The organism is Dyella acidiphila, from assembly GCF_014863405.1.
Lineage (GTDB): Bacteria > Pseudomonadota > Gammaproteobacteria > Xanthomonadales > Rhodanobacteraceae > Dyella_B > Dyella_B acidiphila.
The window spans coordinates 156,685-176,642 of record NZ_JACZZA010000011.1 but is presented as its reverse complement, the minus strand read 5'-3'; the positions used below and the strand labels follow the sequence as shown (position 1 = coordinate 176,642).

Annotated in this window: 9 protein-coding genes; 4 read left to right on the top strand and 5 right to left on the bottom strand. The window is 64.0% G+C overall.

What is annotated here, in order from left to right; translation table 11 throughout:
- Positions 1 to 90 precede the first annotated feature (90 nt).
- Together IGX34_RS16790 and IGX34_RS16785 are read left to right on the top strand one after the other, a co-directional pair.
- Positions 91 to 1,719 (top strand): condensation domain-containing protein, encoded by a 1,629-nt coding sequence (locus IGX34_RS16790; RefSeq protein ID WP_192556875.1) that lies wholly within the window; start codon positions 91 to 93, stop codon positions 1,717 to 1,719.
- 88 nt (positions 1,720 to 1,807) lie between these two features.
- Positions 1,808 to 9,064 carry a non-ribosomal peptide synthetase/type I polyketide synthase gene (locus tag IGX34_RS16785; protein WP_192556874.1) on the top strand — a complete coding sequence of 2,419 codons (7,257 nt, stop codon included), beginning with the start codon at positions 1,808 to 1,810 and terminating at the stop codon, positions 9,062 to 9,064.
- Here the strand turns inward: IGX34_RS16785 and IGX34_RS16780 are convergent.
- From IGX34_RS16780 to IGX34_RS16770, 3 genes are all read right to left on the bottom strand, one after another.
- On the bottom strand, positions 9,052 to 9,987 hold the full coding sequence (locus IGX34_RS16780) for an aspartate/glutamate racemase family protein (RefSeq protein WP_192556873.1): 936 nt from the start codon (positions 9,985 to 9,987) through the stop codon (positions 9,052 to 9,054). The two genes, IGX34_RS16785 and IGX34_RS16780, sit on opposite strands and share 13 nt — an antisense overlap.
- A gap of 3 nt (positions 9,988 to 9,990) precedes the next feature.
- Positions 9,991 to 11,619: an amino acid adenylation domain-containing protein gene (locus IGX34_RS16775; protein ID WP_192556872.1), complete on the bottom strand. Its 1,629-nt coding sequence runs from the start codon at positions 11,617 to 11,619 to the stop codon at positions 9,991 to 9,993.
- Between the two features lie 85 nt (positions 11,620 to 11,704).
- Entirely contained in the window at positions 11,705 to 12,448 is a 744-nt protein-coding gene (locus IGX34_RS16770; protein WP_192556871.1) for a 4'-phosphopantetheinyl transferase family protein, read from the bottom strand.
- A gap of 211 nt (positions 12,449 to 12,659) precedes the next feature.
- Here IGX34_RS16770 and IGX34_RS16765 point away from each other — a divergent pair, with 211 nt between their 5' ends.
- Positions 12,660 to 13,682, top strand: a complete 1,023-nt coding sequence (locus IGX34_RS16765; protein ID WP_192556870.1) for a sterol desaturase family protein — start codon at positions 12,660 to 12,662, stop codon at positions 13,680 to 13,682.
- 56 nt (positions 13,683 to 13,738) lie between these two features.
- Here IGX34_RS16765 and IGX34_RS16760 read toward each other — a convergent pair whose 3' ends face one another.
- Positions 13,739 to 16,150 carry a GH92 family glycosyl hydrolase gene (locus IGX34_RS16760; protein WP_192556869.1) on the bottom strand — a complete coding sequence of 804 codons (2,412 nt, stop codon included), beginning with the start codon at positions 16,148 to 16,150 and terminating at the stop codon, positions 13,739 to 13,741.
- A gap of 21 nt (positions 16,151 to 16,171) precedes the next feature.
- Here IGX34_RS16760 and IGX34_RS16755 point away from each other — a divergent pair, with 21 nt between their 5' ends.
- Positions 16,172 to 16,384 carry a hypothetical protein gene (locus tag IGX34_RS16755; RefSeq protein ID WP_192556868.1) on the top strand — a complete coding sequence of 71 codons (213 nt, stop codon included), beginning with the start codon at positions 16,172 to 16,174 and terminating at the stop codon, positions 16,382 to 16,384.
- Positions 16,385 to 16,617: 233 nt separating this feature from the next.
- Here IGX34_RS16755 and IGX34_RS16750 read toward each other — a convergent pair whose 3' ends face one another.
- Entirely contained in the window at positions 16,618 to 19,803 is a 3,186-nt protein-coding gene (locus IGX34_RS16750) for a TonB-dependent receptor (RefSeq protein WP_192556867.1), read from the bottom strand.
- Positions 19,804 to 19,958 lie beyond the last annotated feature (155 nt).

Sequence of the window (19,958 nt, the reverse complement as noted above, 5' to 3'; positions counted from 1 at the left end):
GTGGGTCTTCCTTTATTTCGCTTTGAGCATGGCTGCGCGAATGTACCCGCGCGGACGGATCGGACGTGGGGATGGAGAGGGCGCCTGATGATGAGCGAGGCCGATACGCTGACATGCAGCGTGCGCGACGGTGTGCCGTCGGGCACCGCACCCGGCTGCCGCCAGCCGCATCCATACCTTGCGCTGCGCTTGCGCGGCGAGGTGGATATGGAAGTATTGCAGCGCAGTTACGAAACCGTCGTTTCGCGCCATCGGATTTTGGGCGATGGACGGGCATGCGCATCGATTCGCGTGCGATCGATGCCGTTGTGCAGCGATTCTTCCGTATGGCTGGAAGCGGCGGTGCGCGAAGAAACCTGGCGACCGTTCGAAGCGTGCGATGCCTTGCTGCGCGTAGTGTTGCTGCGGCTCGACGAACAAACGACAGCGGCCGGCGAATCGGTCGCCTTGTTTGTGCTCGATGCAAGCGTGGCGGACGAGTGGTCGCTATGCCTGGTCCAGCATGAGTTTCACCTGTTGTACACGGCCGGCCGGCAGGGCGACGCCGAGCCGTTGCCGCCGCTGTCGATGCAATATGCGGATTGCGCCGAAGCGATGGATGCCGATGCGGACGCCATCGCCTACTGGCTCGCACAATGCTCGGTGCCTGGCGCCGGCTCACTGCAATGGGCCACTCATGCGGAATATTTGCCGGCGGCGATGGCCCGATCGCATATCGATGCCGACTTGCGCAACCGGCTGGCCGCCATCGCGCGCAGTTATCGCACCAGTTTGTTTAGCTTGCTGCATGCCGCGTTCGCGGTGCTGCTGTATCGACACGACAAGCGTGCCGATGTGCTGATCGGTGTGCCGGTGTCGGGACGCCTGTCGCTGGAGTCCGAGCCGCTGATCGGCCGCTTTGCCCGGCTGCTTCCGCTGCGCTACCGCCTGCACCAAGATATGTCGTTTGCCGAAGTACTGCATGGCAGCCACGACAGCTTGCGCGAGGCTTATCGCCATCAGCAGGTGTCCGGGGATGCGCTGCACGCTGCGTGGCAGCTTGCCTATCCGGATACCGCCATGCCGGCGCCGCAGGCGCAATGCCTGATGTGCGACGCCGAGCAGGCGTCGATGGATTGGGCCGGGCTTGAAGTCGACGTGATGGAGCCGATCTGCGCCTATGCCGCCAGCCCGCTGGAATTGCGCATAGGCGATGGCGGCGACGGCCTGTCGCTGCAATGGACCTTTGCGACCGCGCTGTTCGATGCCGCGGACATCGGTGCGCTGAGCGTGAAGTTCGAGCAGCTGCTGGCCGGTATCGCCAGGCATCCTGCCGCGGTGATCGCCATGCTGGATCAATCCGCCGCCGATCCGGCGGCGCGCCTTCCGCAGCCGGCGGCGCCGGTACACATGACGCGCGTATCCGCGCCGCCATCCACGCCGAACGAACGCGCACTGGCGCGGATCTGGGCGAACAACCTGCATCTGGAGCTGGCGCAGATCGGCGTCACCGACAACTATTTCGATATCGGCGGGGATTCGCTGCGCACGATTTCGCTGGTCGCCTCCATTCGCAACACCCTGCAGGCGCAAATCTCGATCGCGGATATTTTCAGTCACCCGACTATTCAGCAATTGGCCGGCCATCTTGCCGGCGCCGCACGGGCAGCACCGGCACGCAGCGAAACCGCGGATTCGAAGAACCGCATCCTGCGTGCACGGCAGCGCCTGCAGAACTGAACCTGACACAGATCGATCTTTCGCTTTCACGCGCGGCATTGCTTCGCGCCGCCTGGACCCACTACCACCATCACGGATAGCCAACGCCATGTCACCGAAAACCGAACCTGCAGGTGTGCAACGCAACGGACTGGAAATTGCCATCGTCGGCATGGCCGGGCGCTTTCCTTCGGCGGACGACGTCGAGCAACTGTGGCAACTGCTGCGCGATGGCCGCGACGGCACCGAAACCCTGGCCGACGAGGCGTTGCTGCAGGCCGGCGTGGCGCCGGAGCAACTGGCCCGCGCCGATTATGTGCGCCGCTGCGGCATCGTGCGCCGCAAGCATTTGTTCGATGCCGCCTTGTTTATGTACAACGCGCAGGATGCGGCCAGCATGGATCCGCAATTCGCCGTGTTTCACGAGGTGGTGTGGGAAGCGCTGGAAAACGCCGGCTACGATCCGGGCAAGTTCGATGGCGCCATCGGCCTGTTCGCCGGCATGAGCAGCCATCCGGCCGCGGCCGATGCGCTGCAGGCCGGCGAATCGCTGGCGGATCTGTACAGCGCGAGCAGCCTGACCGAAGCGACTTACCTCAGCACCCGCGTAGCGCACCGCCTCGACCTGACCGGTCCGGCGCTGAGCACCAATACCGCCTGTTCCACTTCGCTGGTGAATATCCATCTGGCCTGCCAGAGCCTGATCACCGGCGAATGCGATCTCGCCGTGGCCGGCGGCGTATGCATCCATCCCGAGAACACCGGTTTTGTTTACCAGGAAGATATGGTGCTGTCGCCCGACGGGGTGTGTCGCGCCTTCGATGCGGCAGCCAACGGTACGGCGTCGGGCGAGGGCTGCGGGGTGCTGGTATTGCGGCGCCTGGAAGATGCGCTGGCCGATAACGATACGGTGCTGGCGATCATCAAGGGTTCGGCGATCAACAACGATGGGCGGCAAAAGGCCGGTTTTACCGCGCCGAGCAGCGACGGGCAGGCCAAGGTGATTCGCCGCGCGCTGGATCGGGCGGAACTGGGCGCGGATGCGATCGACTATGTCGAGGCACACGGCACCGGCACGCGGCTGGGCGATCCGATTGAAGTGGCAGCGTTGAAGCAGGTGTTCGAGGCGGATGGCGCGGTGCGCTGCGGCCTCGGCTCGATCAAGACCAATATCGGCCATGTCGGCGAGGCGGCTGGCGTGGCCAGCGCAATCAAGATGGTGTTGTCGCTGCGGCATGGGCAGCTGCCGCCGACGCTGCATTTCGAACAGGCCAATCCGCTGATCGGGCTGGAAAGCAGTCCGTTCTATGTGCATACGCGGCTGGCGCCATGGCAGCGTCGCGGCGAGCTGCCGCGGCGTGCCGGGGTCAGCTCGTTCGGCGTGGGCGGCACCAATGCGCACATCATCCTGGAGGAAGCCGAGGCAGTGGCCGCCAGTAGCGCGGCGCGTGCGCACCAGATGGTGATGTTGTCGGCCAATACGCCGGCAGCGCTGCAGGCGCGCGAAGCGGCGCTAATTGCGTACGCGCGGCAGCATCCGCAACAGTCCATCGCCGATATCTGCTACACGCTGCAAGTGGGGCGCAAGGACCTGCCTTATCGCAAGGCCTTCGTGGTCGGCAGTACCGCCGAGCTGGGCGCTGCGGATACGCGCACCGGTCTGGTGGCGGAAGGCCGGTTCGATGGCGCCACCCATGCGCTGTGTTTCATGTTCCCGGGCCAGGGCGCGCAATATCGCGACATGGGCCGCGAGCTGTACGAGCGCGACGCGATCTTCCGCGAAACCCTCGACCATTGCTTCGCGCTGGCGCGGCGTCATTCGCCGCTGGACCTGAAGGCAGCGCTGTATCCGCAGGACGCTGGCGCACCGGCTGCGCTGGACGCCACCGAGCTCGCGCAGCCGCTGCTGTTCTGCTTCGAATACGCGCTGGCGCGCAGCCTGATGCATTGGGGCTGTCGTCCTTCGGCCTATATCGGGCACAGCATCGGCGAGTACGTGGCGGCCTGTCTGGCCGGGGTGTTCGAGCTGGAAGACGCGATCGCCATTGTGGTGGCGCGCGGACGCCTGGTGCAGTCGCTGGCGCGCGGCGCGATGCTGGCGGTGCCGTTGAGCGAGGTGCGCGTGCAGAGTCTGCTGGCCGATGGCACGTCGATCGCGGCGGTGAATGCACCGGAGCGAGTGGTGGTGGCGGGCGATATCGATGCGATCGAACGCCTGCGCGACCGTCTGGCGGCCCAGCAGGTGGAAAGCGTGCGCCTGCCGACCTCGCATGCCTTTCACTCCAGCCATATGGATGCGGTGCTGGGGCGTTTCCGCGAAGTGGTACAGCGGGCAACGCTGTCCGCACCGCATACGCCGTTTATCTCCAATGTCAGCGGCAACTGGATCGATCCGCAGGAAGCGACCTCGCCGGATTACTGGGTACGCCACCTGCGCGCGCCTGTGCGCTTTGCGCAGGGCATCGCCACGCTTGCCGCCGAGGCGGCGCCGCTGCTGGTGGAAGTGGGGCCGGGCAATGCGCTGGCCGGGTTTGCCGCACGGCGCGAAGACGCAGCCGGCGCGCCCTGCATCAGCCTGGTGCCGCCGGCCAAGGCGCGCGTGCCGGGCGCCGACGATGTACGCCTGCTGGAAGGCCTGTGCCAGTTGTTTGTGCACGGCGTCGCGTTCGATTGGCGGCACTACTACGCCACCGAGCTGCGGCGGCGCATACCGTTGCCCACTTATCCGTTCGAGGGTACGCCGCGCGGGCAGGCATCGTGCGCTGGGTCGACGGCACCCGCAACTGCACAGGGGGTGGATGAGAGCCTGACGCCGGTACAAGCCAGGCTGCGCGAGATCTGGAAGCATTATCTGGGCGTGGAGCAGATCGACCTGCACGAGGACCTGTTCTCGCTCGGCGTCGATTCGCTGCTGTCGATCCGCGTGATCAACGAGATCCGCGAAGCGTTCGATGCGGAAATCTCGCTCGACACCATTTTCAATATGCGCACGATTGCCGAGCTGGCGGAAGAGATCACGCGCAAGGTGGATGGCGGCGAGGAATTGTCGATCCTGCCGATCCGCCTGCTCGGGCATGGCGGCAGCGCACCGCTATCGTCCTCGCAGCAGCGGCTATGGATTATTTCGCAGCTGGAGCTGGAGCATTCGGCTTACAACACCGGCTTCTATCAATTGATCCGGAACCTGAACGTGGCGGCGATGGAGCGCGCCATCCGCGGCGTGATCGAGCGCCACTCGATCCTGCGCACCGTGTATGCGGAAGTGGATGGTGTGCCGATGCAACGTGTGCTCGAACAATTCGAGTTCCAGCTGGAGGTCGACGATCTCAGCCACATCGCCGATCCCATAGAGCGGCGCCAACAGGCACAGGAGCTATGGCAGCGCGTGCTGCAGGTGCCGATCGACCTGCGCAAGGACCTGATGCTGCGCTCGCGCCTGGCGCGCTACAGCGAGGATACCTACCTGCTGATGGTGACCCAGCACCATATCTGCTCGGACAACTGGTCCAATACGATCCTGATGAACGAACTCGGGCTGTTGTACGAAGCATTCAGCCGCGGCGAACCCGATCCGCTGCCGCCGTTGCCGGTGCAGTACATCGATTACGCACTGTGGCAGAGCGACTGGCTCAAGGGTCCGGCCGTGCAGCAGCAGATTCCGTACTGGCGCAAGAAGCTGGCCGGCATTCCACAGGTACACAATCTGCCGCTGGATCGGCCGCGCCCGAAATATCAGAGCTATCGCGGCATGCAATATTTCACCAAGGCGGCGCCGGGCACGCTGGCCGGGCTGAACCGGCTGGGCCAGCAGCACGACACCACCTTGTTCATGACCATGCAGGCGGCGCTCTCGGTATTCCTGGCGCGCTACAGCGGCGAGAACGATATCGTGATCGGTTTTTCGGTGGCCAACCGCCTGCACCGCGAACTGGAAGGATTGATCGGCTTCTTCGTCAACGTGTTGAACCTGCGCTCGGATCTGTCGGGCAATCCGAGCTTCGCCGACTTTCTGCAGCAGACCAAAAAGAACCTGCTGGAAGCCTATTCGAATGCCTACGTGCCGTTCGAGGTGCTGGTGGACGAGCTCAAGCCGGCGCGCAGCACCAGCTACGAGCCGATTACCCAGATCAAGCTGATTTATCTCGACCAGAGCGTGGATCACCAGGTGATCGGCATGATGGGCGAGCGCACCGAATGGAACAATGTGGTGCAGTCCGAGCTGCAGGCATCGGTAAGCAAATACGACCTGACGCTGTATTTCAGCGCCGCCGAGGATGGCGAGCTGTCCCTGATGTGGGAGTACGCCACGGATCTGTTCGACGCCACCACCATTCACCGCATGGCCGCCGCGTTCGAAGCCCTGCTGCGCAGTATCGCCAAAACACCTTACCTGCCGGTGCGCAGCCTCAAGCTGCTGGCCGAGCCGGAGGCCGAATCCGGCCGACGCAAACAGTCCAGCCAGGATGCGCAGGCGTTCAATTTCAGCTTGTTCTATTTCGCCAACGACGATGGCGAAAAGACCGCCGGCAAGTACGAGCTGCTGCTCGAAGGCGCACGCTTCGCCGATCGCCACGGCTTCGACGCGGTATGGATGCCGGAGCGGCATTTCGACACCTTCGGCGGCCTGTATCCCAATCCGGCGATTACCGCGGCGGCAGTGGCGTCGGTCACCAGGCAGATCGGCATTCGTGCCGGCAGTTGCGTGCTGCCGCTGCATCATCCGGTGCGCGTGGCCGAGGACTGGTCGGTGATCGACAATATTTCCGGCGGCCGCGTAGGTATCGGTTTCGCTGCCGGCTATTCACCGCGCGATTTCTCGCTGGCACCGGCGCATTACGAAGGGCGCCGCGAGGTGCTGATGCAGGGCATCCAGACGGTCAAGGCGCTGTGGCGCGGCGATGACGTGACGCTGCCCGGCGGCGACGGCGAAGCGCATCCGATCCGGATCCGCCCACGGCCTTTGCAGAACGAATTGCCGGTATGGGTCACCACGGTGGGCAGCGAGGAAGCCTTTCGCCATGCGGGACGTTCGGGCGACAACCTGCTGACGATTCTGATGGGCCAGTCGCTGGACGAACTGGGCCGCAAGATTGCCATCTACCGGCAGGCGCGTGCCGAAGCGGGGCATCGCGGCGAAGGCACGGTGACCTTGCTGGTGCATGCCTTTATCACCGACGACGAAGCGACGGTGTTTGCGCATGTGAAAGAGCCGTTCAAACGTTACCTGGTCGATTCGCTGGGCACGCCGCAGGCCTTGGCCAGAACGCTGGGCCTGGGCGACCTGGATACCAGCGCGCATCGTGCCGATATCGAGGCGCTGGCCGAATTCGCCTTCCAGCGCTACTACCGTTCCAATGCCTTGCTCGGCACGGCGGAACGTTGCCTGCCGCTGGTCGAATCGATTCGCCAGGCCGGCGTAAACGAACTGGCTTGCCTGGTCGACTTCGGCGTCGATCCGCAGCTGGTCCTGCAGAACTTGCCACGCTTGCGGCAACTGCGCGACCTGGCCATGCCCGGACACGATTTCGGTACGTTGCCCGAACCGGAAGCCACGCTGGCATCGTCGCCGGGCGCGCCGGCCGAAGCCTGCCTGCACCAGCTGTTTGCGCAATGCGCCGCGGCGGATCCGGATGCCACGGCGGTAGTGTGCGAGGGCGAGCAGATCAGTTATGGCGAACTGGATCGCTGGTCCAACCGCATTGCGCATTGCCTGATCCAGCGTTACGGCGCCGGACCCGATCGGCGCTTCGGCCTATGCGTGGAACGCTCCATCGCGATGCTGGCCGGCCTGCTCGGAATCCTGAAAGCCGGCGCGGCCTACGTGCCGATGGAGCCAAGCTATCCGCGTGCGCGCATTGCCCAGGTAGTCGCCGCCAGCGGCGCCGACGTTGTGTTGACGCGCAGCGCCGACCAGCAGGCATTGGATGAATCGCCCGCGGCACGGCTGCCGCTCGACCACCCCGGCGAACTGGCCGACTATGCCGATACGCTGCCGCAGACATCGGTGCGTGCAGACCATCTTGCCTATGTGATCTACACCTCCGGCTCCACCGGCCAGCCCAAGGGTGTGGCGGTGGAGCACCGTGCGGCGGTGAATTTCTGGCGTGTGATGGCGGCCACCACGCACGCGGGCTGCGCACCGCATACGAAGATCGGCCTGAATGCATCGATCGCTTTCGACATGTCGCTCAAGGGTGTGCTGCAACTGCTGTCGGGCCATTGCGTGTACCTCATTCCGCAGGCGATCCGTGCGGATGGCGACAAGCTGCTGCGCTTTATTCGCCAGCACCGGATCGAATGGTTTGACAGCACGCCCTCGCAGATCGCGGTGTTGCTGACCGCCGGTCTGCTCGATGCGCAGGGCTGGCGGCCGTCCACCGTGCTGCTCGGCGGCGAGCCGATCAATGAGGCGATGTGGCGGGTGTTGCGCGCCTCACCGCATACGCGCTTCTTCAATATGTATGGTCCCACCGAGTGCACGGTGGACGCGACCATCGGTCTGATCCGCCCCGACGATGACGTGCCGCATATCGGCGTGCCGATCGCCAACGTGCAGGTGCATCTGCTCGACGAATACGGCCAGCCCGTGCCGGCCGGCGCCATCGGCGAAATCCATATCGGCGGCGCCGGCCTGGCGCGTGGTTATCTCGACCAGCCCGAACTGACCCAGCGCAGCTTTATTCCCGACCCGCAACAGCCGCCGTCGGCGCAAGCGCGGCTGTATCGCACCGGCGACTTCGGCCGCTGGCTGGACGACGGGCGCCTGATCTATATGGGACGCAACGATCTGCAGGTGAAGCTGCGCGGCTTCCGGGTGGAACTGGGCGCGATCGAGAGCCAGCTGATGCAGCATCCCGATGTGCGTCACGCGGCGGTCCTGGCGCTGGGCGAAGACAGCGCCAAATACCTGGTGGCCTATCTGGTGATCGAAGGGCAGGGCGTGGATGAAAAGAGCCTGGTCGCCGAGCTGAAGCGAAGCCTGGGCGCGGTGTTGCCCAACTACATGGTGCCGCAGTCTTACGCGGTGCTGCCGGCGCTGCCCTTGACTGCCAATGGCAAGCTGGATCGCGATGCGCTATGCCGGCAGGCGATCGAGCGTCCCTCGGACGAGCATGTGGCGCCGCGCACCGATACCGAGCATACGCTGGCCGCAATCTGGAGCGAGCTGATGGGCAAGCAAAGCCTTAGCGTGCGGGCCGATTTCTTCGAGCTGGGCGGGCAGTCGCTGCTGGCCATTCGCGTGGTCAACGAAATCATCCGGCGCCTGCAGATCGAATTGGAAGTGCGCTACATCTTCGAGCACAGCACGATCGAGTCGCTGGCCGGGCTGGTGGACGACCTGCTGGCGGCGCGTCAGCTGCGGTAATGCATCGCATGGCCCATCTCCTCTCCCAGCGGGAGGGGATGGGCGGCCGTGGCACCGGCATCCTCTTCAAGGCAGGCCAGCGCGCAGCTCAGCGGATCGATCAGTGGCCACGGTGCGTGCACATCGTGTGCGGCGCCGAGCAGCAGTGGAATTTCGGTGCAACCGCAGATCAGGCCGTCGGCATGCGGGGCCCATTGTGCGAGCTGTTGCAGCAGCACCGGCAGCATCGCCACGGCGTAATCCGGATTCATCGCCTTGATGCCGCGGTAAACCAGATCCGCCAGCAGCGCCTCCATCTCGGCGGGCGGTGTCAGGCAGTGCACATGCTGTTGCGCCAGGCTGCGCAGATACAGGCCGGAGACGCGCGTGCCGTAGGTCGACAGCACAATCGCCGAAGCCATGCCGCGGCAATGCTGAGCGGCCGCATCCACCAGGTCGATCAGCCGGGTGCGCGGCGGCAGGGGCACGTGGCCAAGGAAGTGATGGGCGGTATTGCACAGCACGATCAGGTCGGCGGACGCTGTCTGCGCCAATTCGCGCACGTGTTGCACGGCGCCGGTCAGCGCCTGCACCACGCTCTGGCGTGCGCGCATGCCGGCGATTTCGCCGGCCAGCCCGGCGCGTACCGCCTGGCTGCGATCAGGTATCGAACACGCTTGCAGCAATACGATGCGTCGGCTCTGCGCGAACCGTGCGCAGGTTTGCGCGAAGGCGCGCAGACCGGCTTGCGGACCCATGCCGCCGATCAGCAGCAGCGCTGGCGCGCTTGCTTGCGGCGGCGCCAGCAGCCAGATCTCGTCATCGAATACCTGGTCCGTGCACGGTATGCCGCGCCGTGCATGCGCGGCAGCGACGGCAGCCATCCGCGCCTCGGCTTCGGCGACGGCGCCCTGCACGGCGGCGTGATCGGTAAAAATGCGCATGCGTCAACCGGGCAGCGGCGCGTGTTGTGGAGCGGCGGCGGCCGACAACAGCTGGCGGTCGACCTTGCCGCTGAGCGTGCGCGGCAGTGCGGCCAGCAGCGTGAAGCTGGCAGGAATCATCACTTCCGGCAGCGCCTGCGCCACCCAGCGACGCAATGCCGCCACCGGCGGTTCGCCGTGGGCCACGACGTAGGCATGCAGCGAAGCGCCGCCGTCCCGATCGTTGCGGGCGATCACGGCGGCATCGGCGACACCGGGCATGCAGCGCAGCCGGTCTTCGATTTCGCTCGGCTCTACGCGCACGCCGCGAATCTTCACCTGGCTATCCCGGCGTCCGGCCAGCTCAAAACTGCCGTCCGGCAATTCGCGGCCCAGGTCGCCGGTGCGATAGACCAGGTCTTCTTCGTTGTCGAGCGCAAACGGATTGGGTACAAATGCCGCTGCGGTGAGGTCGGGGCGCCGGTAATAGCCCAATGTGCGATACGGCGTGCGAATCAAGATCTCGCCGACCGTGCCCGGTGTGCATAGCTGATCGTGTCCGTCCACCACCATCGCGCTGGCGCCGGGGATCGGATGGCCGATCGGCACCGTGCGGCGCAGGCCGTCGTCGGCGTCGATCAGATGGCAGAACTTGGTCATGGTCGTTTCCGACGGGCCATACAAGTTGGCCAGTCGAATGCGTGTGCCGAACAACTGGGTCCAGCGCATCACGTCGTTCGGCGTCACCGTTTCGCCGGCCAGCAGAATCCAGCGCAGGTCGGGCAGCGCGTCGGCCGGACCCGGATCTTCGAGCAACAGCCGAAACACCGTCGGCACGCAATGCATCAACTGGATTCCGCGCAATTCCAGCCACGCGGCGAGTTCGCCCGGCACCATCACCCGCTTGCGGTCGTTGGGCACGCAGATCGTGCCGCCCGCGCATAGCGGCGTGAAAACATCGCGCAGAAAGGCGTCGAACGACGGCGTGGTCAGCTGGCTGACGCGCGTGCCCGGAGTGATGCCAAAAGTGTCGATTTCCCACTGAATGAAATGGCCAATGCCCTGGAACCTGCCCGCGATCGCCTTGGGCTCACCGGTGGAGCCGGAGGTGAAGAAGATGTAGCAGAAAGCATCCGCATCCATCGGCAACTGGCATGCCGCGGTGGATTTGTGCCGCCAGTTGGCGCTGCGCAGCGGCCAGTCCAGCAGGTGTTTGCGCAGCTCGTCCACGCTATCCAGGGCCAGCACGGGCGGCCGCGGCGATACGCTGGGATCGAGTTGCGCCCATGCCGCCACCGCCTCGCTTTCGGCCAGTACGAGCACTGGCTGCGCCAGGGCCAGCATCGCAGCCATGCGCGGCGCGGGCAGCCGCGGATCGAGCGGCACAAAGGCGGCGCCGGCTTTCAGCACAGCCAGCATCGCCGTGACCACGATGCCGGCGTCTTCCGCCAGGATCGCTACCGGCATGCCGGGCGCCACGCCTTCATGCAGCAGGCAGCGGGCCAGCTGATTCGAGCGCTGTTCCAGTTCGGCATAGGTGATGCCGGGCCTGGCGGGCAGATCATCTTCGAAGGTGTCGTATTCGATCGCCAGGGTGTCGGCAAAGCGGCCGGCCATGGCGCAAAACTGCGACAACACGTTCAACGTCGGCATGAAACACGTTCCTCGCGTCACCAGGCTTCGTTGAAAATCGGGATACACCTATCCTAGCGTGCGGCTGCGGGCAAGTCCCGCGTGCTCACCACACCACATGGGTGAGCACGGTATCGGGCCGGATAAAAGTGAAGCCGGCTTCGTACGCCTGGCCGCGGCGGAATCGATCGTTCAAGTCTTCCGCCAGCATCAGGGTGAGCCGTTGCCGCGCACTGTCTAGTTTCACTACGTGCACGGCGGAGAAATCGAAAATGCGGCCGACGTTCGCATAGACCGCCTTGTAGAAACTTTCCTTGGCCGAAAACACGATGGTCAGTGCGGCTTGCCATGAAAGCTCCGGCAGCGCACGCAGGTAATCCAGCTCCTGCGGCCCGGCCACCGTACTGGCCACCGACTGGCAGGTTGGCTCGTCGATCAGTTGTTCTGCATCGATGCCGATGCCGCGGTAGGCGCCGGGCCGCTGCGCCACCGCTGCCGCCACGCTGTGCGTATGCGTAATGCTGCCGATCACGTCACTCGGCCAGACCGGCTGCCGCTGGGCGCCCAGCGCAACGTGTTCGTGCGCCAGCCCCAGCGTGGCGAGCGCGTCGCGGGCAGCCAGGCGGCCGAAGAAAAATTCGAGCTGCCGCTTGTACACGCTGCGCTGGATCGCTTCAGGGCAGGCGATGCCGGCCTGCGCAAATGCGCCGGGCACCAGCCCGTCGTGCGGAAATTCGATCACATGCACAAGCAGCGGCTGTGGCTCTGCCGCCAGCGTCACTTGTCTGCGCACCGGCGCCGCGGATGGCGGGTCACTGCCTTCGGTGTGCCGGAAAGAGGAGGAGGGCATGAATGTCGTCAGCTTGAATGCAGTGGGATGCCGATGTTCCAGCTCGGCAGCGCGCCGAGCTTGAGCGAGAGCTATGTAAAGGCTACGTGAGTTTGCAGGACATCACCTTTTCTGCACGCAAGCGGCGCAGGCAAGATGGCTTGCACGGCTACTTGGATCGTGACAAATTGCCCGAAGAAACGGCATTTCATGCTCCCAAGGTCTGCCTGTGATGAATATCCTGGATTGGATCCGCGACCAGTTGATGGGCTTCTTCAGCCTGAAACCGTGGCTGGAGCTGTTCGCGTCCGGAGATTATCGCAGCCTGCTTACCGTAGATGGTTTCGGCAGCCTGATCGCGCCCATCATCCCGCTGCTGCTGGTGTTCGAACTTGGCCGGGGCATCGTGCTGCGCCGGACCCGGCGCGAGGATTACCAGGTTCCGCTGCTGGTGATGGTGCTGAACCGCTTTATCGGCAGCTTTATCAACCTGGCCACGGTAAGTCTGTGCATCGGCCTGTTCAACCGCTTTGCGCTGTTCCAGGCCGGGCTTAGCTGGTACGGCCTGCTGTATGGCTATGTGGCCTGGGAGCTGGCCCATTTCGTCTATCACTTTCTGGCGCACAAGGTGCGCCTGCTGTGGTGCCTGCACTCCACCCACCATGCGCCGGTGGCGATGAATCTGTCGGTGAACTACGCGCATATTTTTCTCGAAGGCATCTATGCCGACTTCGTGCGCACCAGCATCTGCATGCTGCTGGGCGTGAGTCCGCCGTTGCTGATCCTGATCATGATCATCGACAGCTTCTGGGGCAGCTTCATCCACCTCGGCGAGAACGTGCTGCCGCAGGGCAAGCTGGGGATGTTCTATCGCATGGTGTTGACGCCCTCGCACCACCGCGTGCATCACGCGCGCAACGTGCTCTACATGGATACCAATTTCTGCAACCTGCTGCCGATCTGGGATCGCGTCTTCGGTACCTATATGGAGGTGCAGGAAGATACGCGGATTGAATACGGCATTACGCGGCCGGTAAAACCTTACAGCGTGCTGGATGCCTATCTCGGCGAATTCTGGTTGCTTGGCCGGGATGTATGGCGGGCGCCGGGGCTGCGCAACAAGCTGCTGTATCTGCTGATGCCGCCGGGCTGGAGCCACGACGGCAATCACCACACCGCTAAGGCGGCCAAGGCCGCGTTGCTGACGGGCGCGGAGCCGCATGCGGACGTAAGCATCCAGGCGGGCAAGGCCTGAGATGTGCCGTCATTCCGGCTCGGGCCGGAATGACGGTGCGCCAAGATGGGTGGTTTTCAACGCGCCTGGTTTTTCGCCGGCGACATCGAGGGCGGTGCATCGGACACCGCAGCACCCCATGCCTTGTTCGGCTCGGGCCCCATGGTCAGCACCAGGCTGGCGCCATTCGCAATGTCGGCATGACTGAACCACGGCTTGGTCCACGGCTTGCCGTTGAGCGTTGCCGACTGGATGTAGATATTCCGCGCCGAGTTGTTGCGCGCGACGATCTCCAGCACCTTGCCATTGCCCAGCTGCAGGCGCACCCGGTCGAAGATCGGACTGCCGAGGATGTAGTCGGGCGTGGACGGATCGACCGGGTAGAAGCCCATCGCGCTGAGCACGTACCACGATGAGGTCGAGCCCTGGTCGTCCATGCCCGGGAAGCCGTAGCCGCTGGCGTCGCTGCCGTAGAGATCGGCGAGGATGCGCCGCGTCAGCGCCTGGGTTTTCCACGGTTGGCCGCTCCAGGCGTAGAGATATGCCGCCTGCTGGTCCGGCTGGTTGCCTTGCACGTATTGGCCGATCAAGCCGGTGCAATCGCGGCAGACGCCCTTGGCCTGGTAGGGCGTGGAGAAGAAGGCATCGAGCTTGGCATTGAATGCCGCGCGTCCGCCGAGCAGGTCGATCAGGCCCTGCACGTCATGCGGCACCAGCCACAGCGTGGACCAGCCGGAAGCTTCCTTCATCATGAAGTTGTAGTACGGCTCGCCTGGATCGAACGGCGCAATCCACTTGCCATCCGCCGTGCGGCCGCGGACAAAACCGATCGACGGATCGAACACGTTGCGGTAGTTGCCGGCGCGCTGCAGAAACATCTGCGCGTCGCTAGTGTTGCCGAGCCGTCGCGCCATATCCGCCAGCGCGTGATCGTCCCAGGCGTATTCGAGCGTGGTGGCGGCGCCGGCCTTGCCGCCGGCATAGGGCGGGCTGGGATTGCCCGGCGGAATGATGTCGGCGATCCAGCCGTTCTTGATGTATTCGGCCAGGTAGCCGCGCGGTCCGTTCGGATCGGTGGCGTTCTTGCGCAGATACGTATAGGCCGCGGCGTAGTCGAACGGAATGCCGCGCTGCCAGGCGCCGTCGTAGAGGAATACCGCGTGATCGCCATGGAAGGAGGTATCCATGTAGCCACGTTCGCGTGCACGGTCCAGTTCGGAATGCATGATGTCCTGCACGACCTTGGGTTCGAGCAGCATCAACAGTGCGATCTGGTTGCGGCCGGTATCCCAGAACGGCACCGGTCCGTAGCGATCGTAGGCGGCGACCTGCATCTGGCCGGCGGCGTCGGTGAAGTGCTCGCCCTTGCGCGCGACCAGCCGTGGACTGGCGAAGGAGTGGTACAGCGTGGAGTAGAACAGCATGCGCTGCCTGGCGGTGCCACCGCTGACTTCGACGCGGTCTAGCAACTGTGCCCAGGCTGCGCGCGCCTGTGCCTGCACGCGCGCGAAATCCCCATCCGGATCTTCGGCGCGCAGCCGCTGTTCGGCTTCGTCGGCGCTGTGGCCGTGGGCGATTTTCACCAGTACCTGTTCGCCAGCCTGCGTGTCGAAGGTGACATACGCGCCGGCATAGCTGCCGGATACGTTGCGCCGGCCTGCCTGAACATCCTGGTCGCCAATGCCGTAGCCGGGATTGTCGCGATTGGCGCGGAAGGTGCCGAAGCGGGTGAACGGCCGCGAAAATTCGGCGACGAACCAGGGACCGTCCGCATCGTCATGCCCGTGCCCGGCGGCGGCGACGCCGCGCACGGTGCGCTCATCCACCACTTCCACGTCGCCACCGGGGCGACGCAGGTTGATGATGACGTTGGCCTGGTGGCTGGCCGGAAAAGTGAAACGCATCAGGCTGGTCCACTGCGTCGCCGTCAGCTCCACGCGCGTGTGGAAGGTGGCGAGATCGACGCTGTAGTAGCCGGGCGAGGCTTTCTCGCTGGCCTTGTCGTAATACGACTGCGCATAGTCCGGCGGCACGGTCCAGTCGCCCACCACCGGCATGATCATCGGTCCGGCGCGGCCGCCGTAGGTCGAACCGCCGCCGCCGGTGAAGCCGATCATGGTCGGCTTGGCGTAGTAGTAGGGCGTGGCCACGCCGGCGGGATAGCTGAGATCGACATTGACGTTGACCGGCGCCGTCTCGGTGGCGCTCTGCGGCAGGGCAGCGGCTGGCGAGGTCATGCCCGAATACAGCAGCTCGCCCGGCGGTGGCGCATTGCCGATCAGCGACGGCTGGTCCAGCGCTGCGGTGCCGACCAGCGGATTGGCTGCGTCGACGGGCTGCGGCGTGGCGGACTGCGGTGTTGTGGGGTTCTGCGCGAGACCCGCGCCGATGTTGCCAAGTGCGGCCATCGCCAGCAGCGTGAGAAGCACGCTCGATGGCTTGTGCGTCGAAGCGAGGCGGCGACGAACGCGGATGAGAAACGAAATCATGAGCTACTCCTGGCAACTGGCATGCGGCGTTGCCTTCTGGTCACCTCTCTGCCATCCGCCTTTATTTCCACTCGCATCCCCTTTTATTTCATCGGCATTACGCTTTATTTCACCGTCATGCCGCTTTATTTCACGGTCATACCGTCTTACTTCACGGTCATACCGCCTTACTTCATCGTCATCCCGCTTTACTTCATCGTCATCCCGGCGAAGGCCGGGACCCAGCGTCTTTGATGCATCGAAGTCACTGGGTCCCGGCCTTCGCCGGGATGACGGTGAGAAGTGAAGATGACGATGAGAAGCGAGGATGACGGAGGTGAGCATGACGGTGGGAGATGAGGAGATGGTGGGAACGAGGAGACGGTGGGAGGGGAGGGTGAGAGTGGCGAGGTGACGGTGTTGGGAGATGGACTGATCGTGCGACATCGTGGAGCCAGGCAGCGCGCCTGGCTCCACGCATGGTTTTTTCAGCCGCCGTCTCCGAACTTGTACGTGAGTCCCACGTAGTACTGGCGCCCGGCATACTCGAGCTGATACAGCCGCTGCGAGGTGTCGCTGCCCAGGTACTGGCGGGAGGTGGCACGCGTGAGGTTGATCACCGACGCAGTCACCATCAGGTGCTTGGTGATCTCGTAATCGCCATTCAGGTCGATCTGGTTGTACGGCTGCATGTAGATCGGCAGACCGGCCGAAAGCCCTTCCATGGTGCGCCCCGTCCAGTTGCTGGTGGCGCGCAGCAGCAGTCCGTTCTTTTCGTAGAACAAGGAAATGTTGGCCGCGTACTTGGCGCTGCCGATCAGCTCCGATTTGCCGACCTGGGTGTCGCCGAACGAGACGGAAGTTTCGTTGGTCTTGTTGAGCGTGTAGTTGGCGATGTAGCCGATACCGAACGGGAAGGTGTGCTGGGTGTAGAGCTCTACACCCTTGGACGTGCCCGAGCGGCCGTTGGCATTGGTGCTGTATTGCATGAACGGCGTCGCCGTGCCATCGACATCCACCGTGGTGTTGTTGATGGTGACCGGCACCACGAAGTTCTTCACCGTCTTCTGGAACAGGTCCACGCCGACCACCGATTCCGGTGCGTAGTACCACTCGCCGGCCAGGTCGAACTGGGTCGCGGTGAAGGGCTTGAGATCCGCATTGGCGCCGCTGCCGTACCAGCCGGGCAGGGGTGCGCCGAATTGCTTGCGGTCGTCGTAGTAGGCCTGGGTGTCGTTGGTGAGGCTGCCCAGCTGGGCCAGGTCGGTGTAGTTGGCGCGGGCCATCGCCTGCGAGCCGGCAGCGCGCAGCACGATGTCGTTGGGCAGGGTCCAGGCGATGTTGAAGCTGGGCAGCGCCTTGTTGTACCGCTTGCTGGTGGAGGCGTTGGTAAAGGATTCCACCACCGCCTGCTCCTGCGGCAGGTACTCGAAATCGCCGGGTGCGCAGGGGCCGCCGGCGATGTTCACGCCGGTGGTCGGGCAGATCAGGATGGCCCCCTGCGGCGAGTGGTAATACACCGCGTTGTTGGTGGTGATCTCGTCGGCAACGGTGAGGTTCTGCAGCGTGCTCACGAAGCGCAGGCCGACGTTGCCGCGGACCGTGCCGGTGTCGAAGTTGGCCTGCACATACGCCGCCGAAATCGATTCGCCGACGAAGGACTGGTCTTCAGGGTGATGCAGCACCACGCTGGTGTAGGTCTGGTTGAGGTAGTTGTAGTAAGCCGGGAAATTGATCGCCGGGAAGATGTTGTCGTTGAACGCCGGGGTATGCCCGTCGAGCAGGTACGGTTCCAGGAAGTTCGCCGGCAGGTTGCCGGCATTCGGATCGCAGGTCTGAAACTGCTCGGTGGTGCCGGGGCAATACCAGCGGTCTTCGTTGTTTTCCTGATGAGCATGGTTGTCGCGGTACTTGAAGCCGAACTGCAGCGATTGCATCCAGCTCGAATCGAACGCCCAGGTGAAGTCGACCTGCGCGAAGTTCTGCGAGGTATCGGTATTGATGAAGTTGGAGCCGGTGGAACCCAGGTCGACCTGGCCGGCGCCGGTGAGCATGTTCTGCAGCGTATTCGGCGAAGCGGTAAGCGTGGGCGTGTTGTTCAAGGTCCACTGGCTGATCTGGCTGCCGTCCACCCATTGCCCGTTGACGAAGTTGCGCGGCTTGGCGGCCATGCTGAATTCCACCGATGGGCCGCCGGTGGCCCAGGTGCGGCCGACGTTGAAGGTGGCGCTGAGGTTGCCGTCGCCATCCCACTCGCCTTCAAGATTGATCGACTGCGAAGTGGCCTTTTCGATCGAGTAGTTGCCGGTGATCCAGGGTGTCTGCGAGGAGCACACGTCCACTGCCTGGCGTTGCGCGCCGGTCACCGGATTGGTCAGTGAATTGCAGCCCTGGCCCGCATTCGGCAATTGGTAGCTGGCGCCGGTAACGATGGTGTGCGAGGGATCGAAGGTCAGCCCGTTGGGTGCCAGCAGATTGCCTTGCTGATCCGCATAGCTGCCGGTGGGCAGGCCCCACTCGGGGATTTCCACCGTATTGGTGATCTGGTCCTGCTGCCGCTGGAAGCGGAAGTAGTTGCCGGTCAGCAGAAAATTACTGGTGGGCTTGAACTGGAAGGTGGCCTGCAGGCCCTTGGTCTTCAGATCCAGCTGCGACTTGCTGGTGCTGAACTGTTGCGGCATCCAATAGCCCGAATAGCTCTTGCCGGCCTGGTCGGTCACGCCGCCACCCGGCCACAGGTCGATATTGGGTTCCACCGAACTGCCGAATTGCTGGCCGCGCACATTTACCGGCGGCGAGGTGCAAGTGGCGAACGAGGTGCAGTTGTTGTCCCACCAGTGCCAGCTCGACGCATTGGCGATGTCGTCGGTATCGTGGCGATCCTGATACGTGCCGCCGAGCAGCACGCCGAAGGTCTGCGCCTTGTTGCGCCATGACCACAAGGCCGACACCTGCGGCGTGGTCTTGCCGTTGTTGTCGGCGCCGGCCGCGTTCACCGAGATAAAGCCGTCATTGGCCGGCATTTCCAGCGGACGGCGCGTGTGCAGATCGACCACGCCGCCGATGCCGCCTTCGTCCAGGCGCGCTTCCTGGCTCTTGTAGAGCTTGATGTCCGAGAACATGTTGGAGGGCATCAGCGTGTAATTGAACGAGCGCGACAGGCCATCGGAGGTATCGGCCGAGGCCACGTAGTTGCCGTTCAATTCGGTCAGCGTCAGTTCGGGCGAAAGGCCGCGGATGCTCACCGTCTTGCCTTCGCCGGCGTCGCGGCTGATCACCACGCCCGGCACATGCGCCAGCGCGTCGGCAATGTTCTTGGCGGGAAACTGCGAGATGTTCTGCGCGTTGATTACCTCGACCACGGCGTTCGAATCGCGCTTGTCCTGCATGTTCTGGTCGATCGACTGGCGGAAGCTCGACACCACCACGGTCTGCAGCGTAGTGGGCTTCTTGCCGTCCGCGTCTTTGTTTTTGTCTTTGTCCTTGTCGGACTTCTTTGCTGTGGCGTTATCGGTTGCGGACGCGGGTGTTGCTGTTTGTGTCGCAGTGGGCGGCGTTGTCTGGGCGGCAACGGCAAGCGCAGGTACTCCAAGGCAGCCGCCGGCTGACAGGATCGCCAGGCTGAGTGCGGCGTACAGCGGCTTGCGTGTAGATACGCGTGACAGGTAAGTCATTGTTGGTGAATCTCCCCGTTATGTTTTGTTTTGCGCCCCCTCGGCGCGGTTTCCCCTGTTTGATCACGTGCTGCGGATGCGTGATTGCTGCGTTGGCAATGCCTCCCTCTGCTCGATTTAGATCGATCCAAAACTTCGGCGACAGCAAGCCCCGC

What these genes read in the sequence shown, in the direction of transcription:
- IGX34_RS16785 (WP_192556874.1), top strand. Translation starts at nt 1,808, where the DNA reads ATGTCACCGAAAACCGAACCTGCAGGTGTGCAACGCAACGGACTGGAA.
- IGX34_RS16790 (WP_192556875.1), top strand. Translation starts at nt 91, where the DNA reads ATGAGCGAGGCCGATACGCTGACATGCAGCGTGCGCGACGGTGTGCCG.
- IGX34_RS16780 (WP_192556873.1), bottom strand. Translation starts at nt 9,987, where the DNA reads ATGCGCATTTTTACCGATCACGCCGCCGTGCAGGGCGCCGTCGCCGAA.
- IGX34_RS16755 (WP_192556868.1), top strand. Translation starts at nt 16,172, where the DNA reads ATGCGGCGTTGCCTTCTGGTCACCTCTCTGCCATCCGCCTTTATTTCC.
- IGX34_RS16750 (WP_192556867.1), bottom strand. Translation starts at nt 19,803, where the DNA reads ATGACTTACCTGTCACGCGTATCTACACGCAAGCCGCTGTACGCCGCA.
- IGX34_RS16760 (WP_192556869.1), bottom strand. Translation starts at nt 16,150, where the DNA reads ATGATTTCGTTTCTCATCCGCGTTCGTCGCCGCCTCGCTTCGACGCAC.
- IGX34_RS16775 (WP_192556872.1), bottom strand. Translation starts at nt 11,619, where the DNA reads ATGCCGACGTTGAACGTGTTGTCGCAGTTTTGCGCCATGGCCGGCCGC.
- IGX34_RS16765 (WP_192556870.1), top strand. Translation starts at nt 12,660, where the DNA reads ATGAATATCCTGGATTGGATCCGCGACCAGTTGATGGGCTTCTTCAGC.
- IGX34_RS16770 (WP_192556871.1), bottom strand. Translation starts at nt 12,448, where the DNA reads ATGCCCTCCTCCTCTTTCCGGCACACCGAAGGCAGTGACCCGCCATCC.